This is a genomic window from Psychromonas sp., assembly GCF_047632955.1.
Taxonomy (GTDB): Bacteria; Pseudomonadota; Gammaproteobacteria; order Enterobacterales; family Psychromonadaceae; genus Psychromonas.
This window is the reverse complement of sequence record NZ_JBLIED010000035.1, coordinates 25,595-38,768: the sequence shown is the minus strand read 5'-3', so window position 1 is coordinate 38,768 and position 13,174 is coordinate 25,595. Positions and strand designations below refer to the sequence as shown.

Annotated in this window: 9 protein-coding genes; 5 read left to right on the top strand and 4 right to left on the bottom strand. The window is 42.7% G+C overall.

Annotated features, from left to right (window positions below):
* From ACJAZP_RS16010 to ACJAZP_RS15995, 4 genes are all read left to right on the top strand, one after another.
* A partial coding sequence (locus tag ACJAZP_RS16010; RefSeq protein WP_415231749.1) for a proton-translocating transhydrogenase family protein occupies positions 1-558 on the top strand: 558 nt, incomplete at its 5' end.
* A 2-nt stretch (positions 559-560) separates the two neighbouring features.
* Positions 561-1,937, top strand: a complete 1,377-nt coding sequence (gene pntB / locus ACJAZP_RS16005) for a Re/Si-specific NAD(P)(+) transhydrogenase subunit beta (protein WP_415231748.1) — start codon at positions 561-563, stop codon at positions 1,935-1,937.
* Between the two features lie 1,073 nt (positions 1,938-3,010).
* Positions 3,011-3,673, top strand: coding sequence for a MalM family protein (locus tag ACJAZP_RS16000; RefSeq protein WP_415231747.1), 663 nt, complete (start codon positions 3,011-3,013; stop codon positions 3,671-3,673).
* A 564-nt stretch (positions 3,674-4,237) separates the two neighbouring features.
* Positions 4,238-5,839, top strand: a complete 1,602-nt coding sequence (locus tag ACJAZP_RS15995; protein ID WP_415231746.1) for a glycoside hydrolase family 16 protein — start codon at positions 4,238-4,240, stop codon at positions 5,837-5,839.
* 277 nt (positions 5,840-6,116) lie between these two features.
* Here ACJAZP_RS15995 and ACJAZP_RS15990 read toward each other — a convergent pair whose 3' ends face one another.
* On the bottom strand, positions 6,117-7,007 hold the full coding sequence (locus tag ACJAZP_RS15990; protein WP_415231745.1) for a MalM family protein: 891 nt from the start codon (positions 7,005-7,007) through the stop codon (positions 6,117-6,119).
* Between the two features lie 97 nt (positions 7,008-7,104).
* Positions 7,105-8,238, bottom strand: coding sequence for a carbohydrate porin (locus tag ACJAZP_RS15985; protein ID WP_415231744.1), 1,134 nt, complete (start codon positions 8,236-8,238; stop codon positions 7,105-7,107).
* 422 nt (positions 8,239-8,660) lie between these two features.
* Here ACJAZP_RS15985 and ACJAZP_RS15980 point away from each other — a divergent pair, with 422 nt between their 5' ends.
* Positions 8,661-9,659: a LacI family DNA-binding transcriptional regulator gene (locus ACJAZP_RS15980; RefSeq protein WP_415231743.1), complete on the top strand. Its 999-nt coding sequence runs from the start codon at positions 8,661-8,663 to the stop codon at positions 9,657-9,659.
* Between the two features lie 191 nt (positions 9,660-9,850).
* Here ACJAZP_RS15980 and ACJAZP_RS15975 read toward each other — a convergent pair whose 3' ends face one another.
* Together ACJAZP_RS15975 and ACJAZP_RS15970 are read right to left on the bottom strand one after the other, a co-directional pair.
* A complete protein-coding gene (locus ACJAZP_RS15975; protein ID WP_415231742.1) occupies positions 9,851-12,637 on the bottom strand; it encodes a glycoside hydrolase family 3 protein in 2,787 nt (928 codons plus the stop codon).
* Between the two features lie 106 nt (positions 12,638-12,743).
* The gene (locus ACJAZP_RS15970; protein ID WP_415231741.1) at positions 12,744-13,169 is read right to left on the bottom strand and encodes a hypothetical protein; all 426 of its coding nucleotides are present in this window, start codon (positions 13,167-13,169) and stop codon (positions 12,744-12,746) included.
* Positions 13,170-13,174: the final 5 nt, after the last annotated feature.

Genomic DNA, 13,174 nt, shown 5'->3' with positions numbered 1-13,174 from the left:
TCAACCAACTTAGTTAACTTGATGAAGCTGCTTTGTAAAGACAAAGACGGCATTATCAATATTGATTTTGAAGATGAAGTTATTCGCGGCGCAACCGTTGTTAAAGAAGGCGAGATTTCCTGGCCGCCACCGGCAATCAACGTTAGTGCTGCACCAGCGCCTAAAGCTGAAGCTGCAAAATCAGCGCCAGTGGTTGAGAAAAAAGCAGAAAACAAATGGATTAAACCTGTTGCAGCCGTTGTTGCCGCAGTGCTGTTTGGCTGGCTTGCAAGCGTCGCGCCGTCAAACTTTCTAGCTCATTTCACCGTCTTTATACTGGCATGTATCGTCGGTTACGGCGTGGTTTGGAATGTTGCCCATTCTCTGCATACACCACTGATGAGTGTAACCAATGCAATCAGCGGTATCATCATCATCGGTGCTCTACTGCAGGTAGGTCAAGGTAACGGTTTCGTGACCACCCTGTCGACTATTGCAATACTGATCGCCACCATCAATATCGTGGGTGGCTTTACCGTTACTCATCGTATGTTGAAAATGTTCCAAAAGGATAAATAAGCATGTCTCAAGGATTAATTACAGCTGCATATATCATTGCAGCCATTCTCTTTATTGCCAGCCTTAACGGCTTAAGCAGTCAAGAAAGTGCCAAACGCGGTAATATTTTTGGCATCATAGGTATGATAGTTGCAATCATTGCAACCATCGCCAGCTCCCAAGTTGCAGGCATGGGTTACATTACCGTAGCAATGGCAATTGGCGCAGGGATCGGGGTTCGTTTAGCATTAAAAGTAGAAATGACTTCAATGCCGGAACTTATCGCTGTACTGCACAGCTTTGTGGGTCTTGCCGCCGTATTCATCGGTTTCAACTCCTATCTAGAACATGGCTTGCTGACTGGGGTTGAGCAATCAATCCATGACGTTGAAGTGTTTTTAGGTATCTTTATCGGCTCTGTTACCTTTACCGGTTCAATTGTTGCCTATAGCAAACTCAGTGGAAAAATTAACAGTACTCCACTTAGCCTACCGGGTAAAAACTGGATTAACCTTGCCGTACTGGCATCAAGCGCATTTCTGCTAGTTGGTTTTGTAAGTAGTGGTTTAGGGCTAACCGCCCTTATCATAATGACCCTGATTGCTCTGGCATTCGGTTGGCATTTAGTGGCTTCAATCGGCGGCGCAGATATGCCCGTGGTTGTTTCTATGCTTAACTCCTATTCAGGTTGGGCAGCGGCAGCAACAGGTTTCATGCTTTCCAACGATCTACTGATCATCACCGGTGCATTAGTGGGTTCTTCGGGTGCCATCCTTTCTTACATTATGTGTAAAGCAATGAACCGTTCGTTCGTTAGCGTTATTCTAGGTGGTTTTGGTAACGAAGTGACCGTACAAAGTGGCGACGAAGAGCAGGGTGAGCATTTTGAAACAAGCGCTCAGGAAGTTGCAGACTCACTGGCGGCGGCTAAAAATGTTGTGATCGTTCCAGGTTACGGGATGGCTGTGGCACAAGCACAATATCCGGTTGCTGAGTTAACCAAATACTTGCGCGCTAAAGGTAAAACAGTGCGTTTTGGTATTCACCCGGTTGCAGGGCGTTTACCTGGTCACATGAACGTATTATTAGCGGAAGCAAAAGTACCCTACGATATCGTATTAGAAATGGATGAAATCAATGATGATTTCACTAAGACTGATGTGGTATTAGTGATTGGTGCAAATGATACGGTTAACCCGGCGGCAAATGAGCCTGGTACCCCTATCTCCGGTATGCCGGTATTACACGTTTGGGAAGCCGAAAAAGTGGTTGTCTTTAAACGTTCAATGGCATCAGGTTATGCGGGCGTGCAGAATCCATTGTTCTTTAAAGAGAACTCTGAAATGTTATTTGGCGATGCAAAAGCATCGGTTAATGCTATTTTGCAAAGCCTTAATTAACCACTAGGTTAAATAAGATGTTAATCAAAAAGGCGCTATTTAGCGCCTTTTTTTATATCTAAAAAGCGGGAAAGTGTGAATGTCATTGAAATACCCCTTCAGTTAAAATCGTATAAGACAGAACAGCCCTATCTGCACTCCACCAACAGTCGACACTGGCAGCAGTGTATTTTTCAGATCATGCTGGTAATAAACTTTCTTCATCGCCAACCCTTTCGCCGTAGCGAATTTAACCTGTTCAGAGCTAAACGATGCCAGCATTTTATAACGTACTCAGCGGAAAAAATTCAGTAATAAATATTTACGATTGGATCTAGTCATACTAATTTTATGATACTCAAGTTTGCGAATTATGGCTCCATTGATTTAATATTCTAATCGGCTCCATTTATAATCACTGCAGCATGTCGGCTCTTCTGAGTTGAATATGAGCTTAGCTTAAGATGATTCTTTAGACTACTTGGCGTTTATCAATATTTCTTGCCCTACCATTAGTAGCACCATAGATCGGTAAGCCGAGCTTTTTAAGATCGTTTTAAATCTTCATTTACGAAGGATGTTATAGGTTATGTCAGGGAAATAGATACCTTCCATTTCATGACCTATATGGCAGAGTAATGTTTCACCTGTTAACCGCTCACCTTGGGAATTTTTTTAATATCGAGAGTTGAATACGTAATCAATATTTCGGAAAATTTGCATCCAAAATAAAAGTGAGCGCTTTCTTAAATAATAATGGGCGTTTATCCTTTCTAGACTCGTTTGTATCAGTTTTCAGACAAGAAATTAAAATGAAAAAATGCTCGTTATAGATTTAGCGATATTAGCCACAGGATGCAGCAATAATAAAAGTATGATTGTTGATTGCGGCGAAAAAAACACGCAAAAAATACAAAAGGTAGATCCGTCTATAGACTTCCAAACACTCAAAATAAACACCATTAAGCGAGCTTAATTATCAGGTAATTACTGAGCCGGGTAAATTTGACTTCCTCATTACATCACAAAATGATGCCTTTAACTTCACCACAGGTAAATCCTTTGTCAAAGGTATTGCCTTACCGGAGACGGATGTGGCAATTAAAATTGCGGTATCCTCTCCGATGGTAGCAAGCGTATTTGTCCCTACCATATTGATCTTAGAGGAACAGCATAAACCGCTGCAACTCTATAGTGAAGAAACCATTAAATACGACAGCGGTTCCTTATTAAACGTTGACCGCTTGTTTGCTAATATTGAATTACCGGCGGCGTTTGCAGACGGCCGACGCGCTAAATATTTACTTGTCCTGACAACAGAAGAGACGATGCAGGGCATAACTACACTTGCACCACCGAAACAATCGGAGGCAGAGGTTGGTCGTGCAGATCTTGTTTATAAAATGCATCGCAATGAACCTCTTCCGCATACTGCCACGGGGGTAGTCAGACTTGCCTTTGATTACAAACCAAGCAGCCGCACTTCAGCAACAGGGATTGTGGCCAAAACCCCAACTGACAGTAAAAAAGCACAATCAATGGTTGCCGCTGAAAGCATCGTAGCAGCAACTGCCTCAGAAGCAGTCATTAACAACAGCATTCAGCCAGAAAGCGAAGCAATGTTTTTAACGCTTATTGAGCAAGCGGTAAAAGAGGGTGACTACAAAAAAGCGCTACGTTTTGTCGAAGAAGCTGAACTGGCCGGCTCTACAAAAGCTAGGGATGCGCTGATTAAAGCGATGAAAAAGTACCAATAGATAAACGAATCGGCCGCAAGCGACCGAGTTTTAATATAGTCCAAAGTTTTATCACAATCGATAAAGCTAACAAAGCCTTGAAAAGCCAATGCTGGATAATCTTGACTAGGCTTCGCCCAGTCAACACTATCCAGCACGGGGGCAAGCCCCCGAGATTTTCGCTACGCTCTGTTAAAAAAAGACCTTGAATCTTTTTATACTAAGACTCAAGGTCATCTTAGCAGTTTAACTTTAGGCATATCACCATATTGCATCTTTTGTGCGACAGAATCATAATAAGCTGATTCATAAAAGATATTGCACACCATCATACAGAGTTTACTCGGCCCGCAATCCAAATATTTACAACTCTCTCCCCCTAGTTAATGCCGCGTTAGCTTACCGCCTCAGCAAAGAACAGCCCAACAGTCTAATCCATAAGTGCTAATGAGTGTCATTAATATCTTCCTGTGATCAAGTTATAACTTCTTGATTATCCATATTGCCCTGACTATCTTTATGTCATAAAATCCACCTAAGAAAGCGCTTACAAAATTTCCTATGGACACCATAAAAGGATCGATAATGAAGACAGTACCGCACTTAGTCGCAAACATGACAGCCGTCGCATTAGCCGTTGCACTCGTCGGTTGCAGCTCAACAGCAAAAGATGTAGCGGGCGATGCCACCCTGGTACAAACCAAAAAACCGGTTGTGTTGACCGATGCGCCCGTCACGCCAAGTGATAAATGGAAGTTGCTCTGGAGTGATGAATTCGACGGTGACAGCATTGACAAGCGGAAATGGGGCTTTGAAGAAAACTGTTGGGGTGGTGGTAACAATGAGCAGCAATGTTATACCAAGCGGGAAAGTAACGCCTTTGTAGCAGATGGCAAGCTTAATATTGTCGCCAAAAAAGGCAGTTTTACGGGCCCGGACAATGCTGATGGTCGTACTGAAACCACAAAAACCTTACCTTATACTTCGGCTCGATTAAGCACCTTGAACAAAAAAGACTGGAAATACGGTCGTTTCGAAGTCCGTGCAAAACTGCCTCAAGGTCAAGGGACCTGGCCCGCAATCTGGATGCTGCCAACTGATTTTGTCTATGGCGGCTGGGCTGCTTCCGGTGAAATAGATATTATGGAAGCGGTCAATTTGAAAGCTCAATCTGACGCGCCGGGTGCCGCTGCCGGGGAAGGTGAATCACGCACTTACGGTACTCTGCACTACGGAAAAAAATGGCCGGATAATGTATTCACAGGTCAAGGCGCAACATTACCAAAGGGCATTAATCCCACCGATGATTTTCATACCTACGCAATTGAGTGGGAAGAGGGTGAAATTCGCTGGTATGTAGACAATATTCACTTTGCCACACAAAGACAAAATGGTTGGTACAGTCAGTATGAAAAGGACGGCACGCTGGTCAATGCCGAAAAAGGAGCCCCTTTCAATCAAAAGTTTCATATGCTGTTGAATGTTGCAGTGGGTGGCTCATGGGCAGCTGCTGCAAATAATAAGGGTATTGATGAATCAGTCTTCCCGCAGACATTAGCGGTTGATTACGTGCGTGTTTACCGCTGTAGCGCGGATCGTTGGAAGGGTAAGGGCTGTGCCAGTACTTCAGAAACGGACAAACTGGTTAAAGGCCAAGCAGTACCCACCATCCTTGCCGCAGATGACAGTTATGCAGCAGGTCCTGTTTTAGATATTTATACGGATGCATTGAATACCAGCCTGGCGTTTAACAGTTATAACCCTGTAAATGTGGTCAGCTATAAAGAAGTCGAAGAAGCCGGACGCGGTAAGGTCCTGCAAGTCACTAAGCAAAACGGTGCGGGGAACATTTATCTCCGGGCGCCAAAAACGAATTTGACCCACTGGCTTGATGGCGGACAGTTAGTGTTTGACATTAATGTTGAAAGTCAGGCAGAAGGCGCCGAACTGTTAGTTAAACTTGATAGTGGCTGGCCTCAAACCAGTGATTATACCGTAACAACACCTCCTGCAGGTAGCTGGGGCGAAGTACGCATTAATATCGTGGATTTACTGGCTGGAGGCAATAGATTTGCAGCGGGTAAGTCTGCCGATATCACAGCAATCACCAATTTATTGGTCATCGAGCCGTTGGCAGCAATGACCTTTAAACTGGATAACATTCGTTTTGAATATGCACTTGAGTAAGCAAATAGCTTTCGGTTAATTATACTGTGGCTGTGTTACTTCCTAACACAACCACAGTATTTAATCGTAAGCGAGGACAGACGCCACAATGAGCATTACAAATAGCCTCTCATCTTGTCTCCCAACCACCGGCATCTTACCAACTAGCAAGATTCACCGGATCTTAGATAAGCAAGCACCGGCGCTTTTTAGCATCTTATAGAAGCCCATATAAAAAAGATAGTTGCTTAAATTTTGCATTACTCCGCACAAAACAAACGAAGCAAAGATGCACTGCTTACTGCTGCTTCCCGAGCTCTTTCAGGTAATGTGATTTTGCTTTTGTTGAGCCAGCTCGTTCAGCTTCTTTGACTAAACTCTTCGCGCGCGAAAGATTGTCCTCTTTTAGCGCCTTACTAATCTGCTGTAAATAAAATTCTTCAGTATCACTTAATATTGTAGGCGCCGCATCAATAGTTTTTATAGTCATTTGATTTGCTTCGTTTTTTGTTGTGTTTTCTCCAATCATTGGGAGTGGAGCACTGAAAAAAACATCTTTTAAGCGGATATTAAGATGACCGATAGGAGAATGTTTAGCGTAAACCTTAGGATAAGAACTTTCTGAAAGGTCATTTCCCTTATTTTTTTCATATTCACGTATCGGATCAACAAGCTCGGTTTTACCGTCCAGTACACTGTCCTTGCTATAAACCAAAACATACCGAATAGCTTGTGTCATCTCAGCAGTAAAGGCATTTTCTATCGAGTAAACCCCTTCATCGGTAAATTGTGCATCGGCACTGTGCGAAACTTCCTGAAGATTTTCATTAAGAAAAACCACGCTAGGCACAAACACAGTACGACCGGTAATACTTTCTAACGAAAAGGTAAATCTGCTAATCTGCTCAGGCAGTAATAACGCGGCAACAAAAGACTTACCCTGCGGAAAATTGACCACAGGCGAACTGTCAGTGATATCGATGCGGTTATTGCTATCGAGAGAGAGCATCTGGAATGGCAGATTAATCACAGGTACAGGCTTAATTTGCTTGGTTCTTAATTTAGCAGTGAGCTCAGCAACATCGGAAAATTGCGTATTCCAGGTCCGAAAAACGTCCGTAACAACATTTCCACCTGATGAGCAGGCAGCTAATAAACTTACCAATACGACAAGCCATAATTTTTTCAAAATTTTATCCTCTAAATAAAAAAGGCAACAATCGATTGATTGCTGCCTTTTGGAGTTTATCACTTTTAATAATAAGTGAATAACTTATGGTATCGGCTTACCACCAAGCTTCAAACGCTGCACCAGCGATTACTGGATGATCTGTAACACCATCATTTTTCTCTTCACCCGCAGTGACATAGAAACGTAACATTGGACGAGCCCAAGCAACGCCGCCAATTGCAATATTTTGCGATAATGTCACTTTATAGGCTTCATTATTTTCTTGATCGCTGTCAAAATCAACCACTGAGTAACCTGCTTCTAACCAAGTAGAGTGAATATCATTCCATTGATGCATTGGACGAACAATGACATTGTAGCCATTAGTATCAGTTTCATTATCATAATCAGTAGCGGTGTAACCAAGTAGATAGTCAACAGATGTATTTTCTCCTAAACTTTGACCACCTTCTAAACTAACATAAGTTCTTGAGCCTTCTAGATATCCATAAGCTCGATTTAGAACGTCACTAGTTGCATTATCAGATTGACGAATAAGTAGTTTATGATTCCAAGCCTTGATTACCCCAGCAAGTATATAAGCATCCTCTGCATCAGAAGCGTTATTAGTAAAACCATAATGCGCGATAAGATCCATACTGATATCATCACCTAATTTGATATCACTTAGTTTTGAAGTTGCAGCAAACAAACCCTTATTAGTATTATTAATACCATCTAGGCCCATTTGAACCAAACTTACATCCAGCTTAGCAAAACCAAGTTCAACACCGCTAATACCAGCGCCTTGACCATCTGCCCAAATAGCTTTGTAGTCATTTAGATTCTGTAGATAACGAGCATTAAATCGTCGCCCTGCCCAAACATAAGCATTTGGTTGTGCTTCAAATACATTTGAAGCACCAGCCCAGGCCTGTTTCAGGCCTGTTCCCCAGCCCCAGTTTTCATACATAACACCAAGTTCCCATTTAGTGTCGTTTTCGCTTTCAAACTTTTTAAGAAAAAGAAACTCACCACCGCTCGCTTGGTTGCCTAATTTACCTACTTCATAGATGTCATCTTGAGCAGTACTTTCATTAGCATCAATAATTTCATTATTATCCTGCTCATAGTTAACACCAAATATAGCGTAACCGTGGAACTCGAGGCTATCATCTGCTGATGCGATTTGTGGGGCAGCCATACCAGCTGCTAACGCACATGCTAAGGTAATTTTTGATAATTTCATTGAAACTCCATAGTGTTATTTATTTTCCGAGTATCGACAAAGAAACTCAAAGTAAGCGCTTTCTTTTATCGTCTAAAAAAATGGCCACTTTGAGTAAATAACTGTCGTTACACAATTAAAAAACGAGGCCAATTTCTAAATTAAGTATAAATGAAAAAAATACTGTTTAAAGTGAGCATCATCACTAAAGTAAGCGCTTTCATGAGGTATGGGTCACACTCTAAGTGTTTATCCTTGAACTAAAATAATAAAAGGAAAACAAAATTGCAGTACTCACTCCTTAAACTAGGCAAGCAATATTGGGTTTCACCACTTGCCCGAGTCATCGATACTTCATATAATGGACAAAATGTAACTAAACGTAACGAAAACCCTTTCTCAGTACGTTTAAAATTGATAACAATATTTTCAAGGAGAGTCGATTGATCACCATCAAGGAAGTATCCGAACTGGCTCAAGTGTCGCAAGCAACGGTATCAAGAGCCATCAATGGCCACCCAACCGTTAAAGAGAGTAATAAGCTCAAGGTGTTTGAAGCAATCAAAAAACTCGGTTATAAACCTAACTCTTTCGCGCAGGCACTGGCATCCAACCGTTCAAACAGTATCGGCATGCTGGTAGGCTCGCTTGATGGTCCCTTCTATGGGCCATTAATGCATAATACTGAAGATATTGTTCGTCAGAAAAATATGTATCTGGTTGTTACCAGCGGTCAGGAATCGAAAGAAAAAGAAAAAGATTCCATTAGATTTCTTCAGTCTAAACAAGTTGACGGTCTGATTATTCATTCTGATATGTTATCCGATGAAGAATTGATCGCAATAGCCAAAGACACATCCGCGGTAATCATTCTAAATCGCTATATTCCGGAATTAGCTAAACAATGTATCCGTATCGATAATGAACTTGGCGGATACCTTGCTACTTCATACTTACTTGAATGTGGCCATAGCAGGATAGTTTGTATCACCGGGCAGCTTAGCAAAATTGACAGCCGGGAACGCTTGCAGGGATATCGAAATGCACTCGCTGAGTATGGTATAGCGTTTGATGACAACCTGATTGAAGAAGGACGCTTTGATCATGATGGCAACCATGAAAAAATCAGGCGGGTACTGGATCGGGCTGCTGATATTACGGCAATTTTCTGCCAAAATGATAATATCGCCTTAGCGGCTTATGATGTGTGCAGTGAAAGAAACCTAATTATCGGAGAAGATATCTCTATTGTCGGTTTCGATAATGATACTTATAGCCAGCATATAAGGCCAGGGCTCACTACCATTAACTTTCCGATTCAGGAGATGGGAACTGAGGCAGCTAACGCTATTTTAGCTTTAGTCAAAAAAGAATCCTATCAACTTAAAAACAAATTATCACCAACAATAGTTATTCGAAATTCAGTGAAAAAATTAGACTAAATCCCGGGGTTTAAATCGCCCTGACCTAATATAAACAAAGCCATTATCCCTGAGATATTAATTGAATGGCTATCCCTCTTTATAATATTCAAGAAATTCTATTCCTCCATTTTTGTTCTCTCGCTTGTCTTATTTGAGCTTTTAATTCAGGACTCAAAAATGTAATTTCGAGTCCTGTTTCTGCGTGACTTTTACGCTTTAGTAAAAATAATAGACTCAAACTTCAGACCGGGTTTTACGAAATCCAGGTCAAGTTTGTAGCGCCCTTTCTCCAGTTTGACCTGCAGCCCTTCAATAGTCACCAGCTTGCCATCGCTACCGTTAACTGAAAAAGACATGCTGAAGATACCGTTAACCCAAAGGCTGCACGAAGATTGAGCCTGTGAATTACGATCATAACGAATAAGACCGCTGCATTGATAGGTCCCTGACTCAGCAACTTCTATGGTCACACTGCTATTAGTTTGACAATTAAGTTTAATGCTATTTTCAATGGGCTGCGCATTAACGGCTAAGATATCGTTGTTGGCTTTAAAGACTTTGATCGGCTCATAAGCCTTAAGCGGACGCCCCATCACTGGAGCTTCTATGATAAAGCGGCAGATATTCATTGCACTGCGTTGCAGTTCGCCGACGGTCAAGGTGCCGTTTTCTAAAGCTTTAAGCGTATCGTCTCCCATGATATTACCCTGGGCACCGTCATTTTCGACCACCATGTAAAGATCATTTTGCGAGCGGATCATAAAAGAGGTAAAGGTTTTATCCTCTTTGCCGGCGGTAATCGGATCGTTCATTTTAGCCCACCAGTCAGTCATCACTATCCCGGTGAATCCCCATTCACCACGTAAAATAGTGGTATTAAGATCGTAATTAGAGGCGGTCCAATGCCCGTTAACAGGGTTATAAGAGGTCATTATGGTTGAAGCCAGGCCCTCTTTAACTGCCATTTCAAAGGGTTTAATGTGAATTTCGCGTAATGCTCGCTGTGACATGACGCTGTCTGCATAAGTGCGGGCGGTCTCTTGATCATTGCCTGCAAAGTGCTTAAGAGTGCCGGATACGCCCGCTTTTTTAAGGCCACGAGTTTGCGCCGCTGCCATGGTTCCGGTCATTAACGCATCTTCAGAGAAGTACTCGAAGTTTCTGCCGTTAAGCGGATGACGGTGAATATTAACCGCCGGACCTAATAATGTATCAATCTGATTGGCATAAAGCTCTTGCCCTATAAGGTAGAATAACTGCTCATTGAGCTCACTGTTCCAGGTACAAGCAAGGAGCGTACCGATAGGCACCTGCGTGGCTTTATGACCACTGTCCATACGTATTCCCGAAGGGCCGTCCGCGGCTGCAACCACTGGTATACCCAAATTAAACAGGCTATCGGAAAGACCGCCGAAAGCCGCTGCGCTGCCGGGAGTCACCTTAGGGCTGCACATTCCCTCACTGCGAATAATAGTTGCAAGTTGTTGGGGGTTCATTTGCGCAACAAAGTCGGTCAGGGAGACGCGCCCCTCTTTTACATCAATTAGCCGAAGTCCTTGATCTCCGGTGATAGCAAAAGATGTCGGCATGTTTGCTTGAATCCGCTCAGCAAGTGAGATGCTACGCTGGGGAACAGCCTCATAAGTTGCCTGATAAAGACCATTTTCTTTTCGTACGCCTGGTTTTAGTCGCTCAAAAGCTTTAATCGGTGCCAGTGCTTCGCTGAGCTCTTCTGTGACTAATGACTGTTCCAGTTCAAATGTTGCACTGATACACTGTGCGTGGCGGACGCTGGCGCCGACATAAAACTGATAACAGCCCTGCTCGAGAACGTAGCAGTTTTGATGCCCTGTGACTCCGCTGTCATCATAGGAAGCAAGGGTTTTAAGTGCTATACAAACGCGAAGGATTTCATTTTCACCCGGCTTAAGTGTTCTAGATTTGACAAAGCCTGCTAATACACGTGTTGGTTTACCAAGCTGTCCCTGAGGCGCCTCAACATAAACTTGAATAACCTCTTTGCTACTGTACTTAGATCCGATATTTTGTACTTTTATCTCAAACTGCAGTACTTGGTTAATGCCGGTGCCTAGCACTGAATGCGCAATCAACTCGCGGCTAAACTGCGTGTATGAAAGGCCCGCGCCAAATTCATACTGAACGGCTTCAGGGTTAAAGGTCTCAAAATAGCGGTATCCAAGATAAATATCTTCAGCGTAAAGATTATAATCTTTACGCCCAAAGTTAGCGGATGATGGATAGTCAGAAAGTTGATAAGCAATAGTGTCACTCAAACGGCCGCTTGGTGAGATAGCGCCGCAAAGAACATCGGCTAAGGCGTGACCGCCTTCCATACCGGCAGCCCAGCTATAGAGAACAGCTTGAATCGATTGCTTATTTTTTATGGACTCTAACCAAGACATATCCATAATATTGGTAACATTAAGGACAATAATGACATTGTCGAAATGGGCGTTAACCTTTTCGATCATTAATACTTCAACATCAGTCAGCCGATAACTGCCCGCTGCATCTGCGTTATCCTGGTCTTCACCTGCGGTGCGGCCTATAAAAAACAGCGCTTTCTTCGAGTCAGCAGCAGCCTGTTTAATGATCTCGTCAGCGAGCGGCATCTCTTGCTGAAACCAAGGCTCCGCAGCCCAGCCGCCACCAGCATCATCAAAGGGATGATCAGTAATCCACTGTTCATAGATTGTTACCAGTTGTTCATTAATTTCAATCGCGGGATTATCACGAAGTCCTTGTAAGGCGTTGACAGCGTAGGGCACATTAACCGCGCCACCCGAGCCGGTACCACTTCGATAGGTGTCTATTTGGCAGCGACCAAAAAGAGAAATTTTCTCTCCCTGCTTCAGAGGCAGTGTCGCGTTTTTATTTTCCAGCATTACTATGCCTTCAGCGGCAGCTTGACGGCTGACAGGGACAAGGTTTTTCTGAGCAATGCTAATACTTTCTGTTTGCATAGTTGTTTGCATAAGTAAGTGTCCAATTCGAGAAGATAATTATCTAGAGCTAAAATTCAATGCGTAAAAAATCAATAAAAAAAAGGCAGATAAACTGCCTTTAATAATTTGGGTATAATTATGACCATAACTCTGAGGTTATCTTCACCAATCTATGACGAACAATGTCGTCAATCATAATCTTCGGCGAATTGTTATCATCGGTATCTCGATTCTCCACAATCAAAACCTTAGCATCTTCACTCAGCGTATGCGTATGGTATACGCCGTGCTTAATATTGTAGGTTTTGCTGATTTCCATATTCCAGGCGATGATCTCAATAATATTATTTTTTTCATCTACTTCTGCACAAAATAAAATGCACTTCCCTGACAATAAGACAAAAACTTCATCGCTTTCGTTATGACACTGAAAGTTATCTATTTTATCCGCATCTAACTCGTCAATATAATTGAGCATTGCGACTCGCCATGTCTGAAAATCAACGACGGGCGCATAACCCGCCGCATTATATTCAGACACTTCTAACAGGTTGTTTTTCACAAAGA

Bases quoted from the DNA above. Each gene is read 5' to 3' on its own strand.
- pntB (WP_415231748.1), top strand. From the start codon at position 561: ATGTCTCAAGGATTAATTACAGCTGCATATATCATTGCAGCCATTCTC.
- ACJAZP_RS15985 (WP_415231744.1), bottom strand. From the start codon at position 8,238: ATGAAATTATCAAAAATTACCTTAGCATGTGCGTTAGCAGCTGGTATG.
- ACJAZP_RS15975 (WP_415231742.1), bottom strand. From the start codon at position 12,637: ATGCAAACAACTATGCAAACAGAAAGTATTAGCATTGCTCAGAAAAAC.
- ACJAZP_RS15995 (WP_415231746.1), top strand. From the start codon at position 4,238: ATGAAGACAGTACCGCACTTAGTCGCAAACATGACAGCCGTCGCATTA.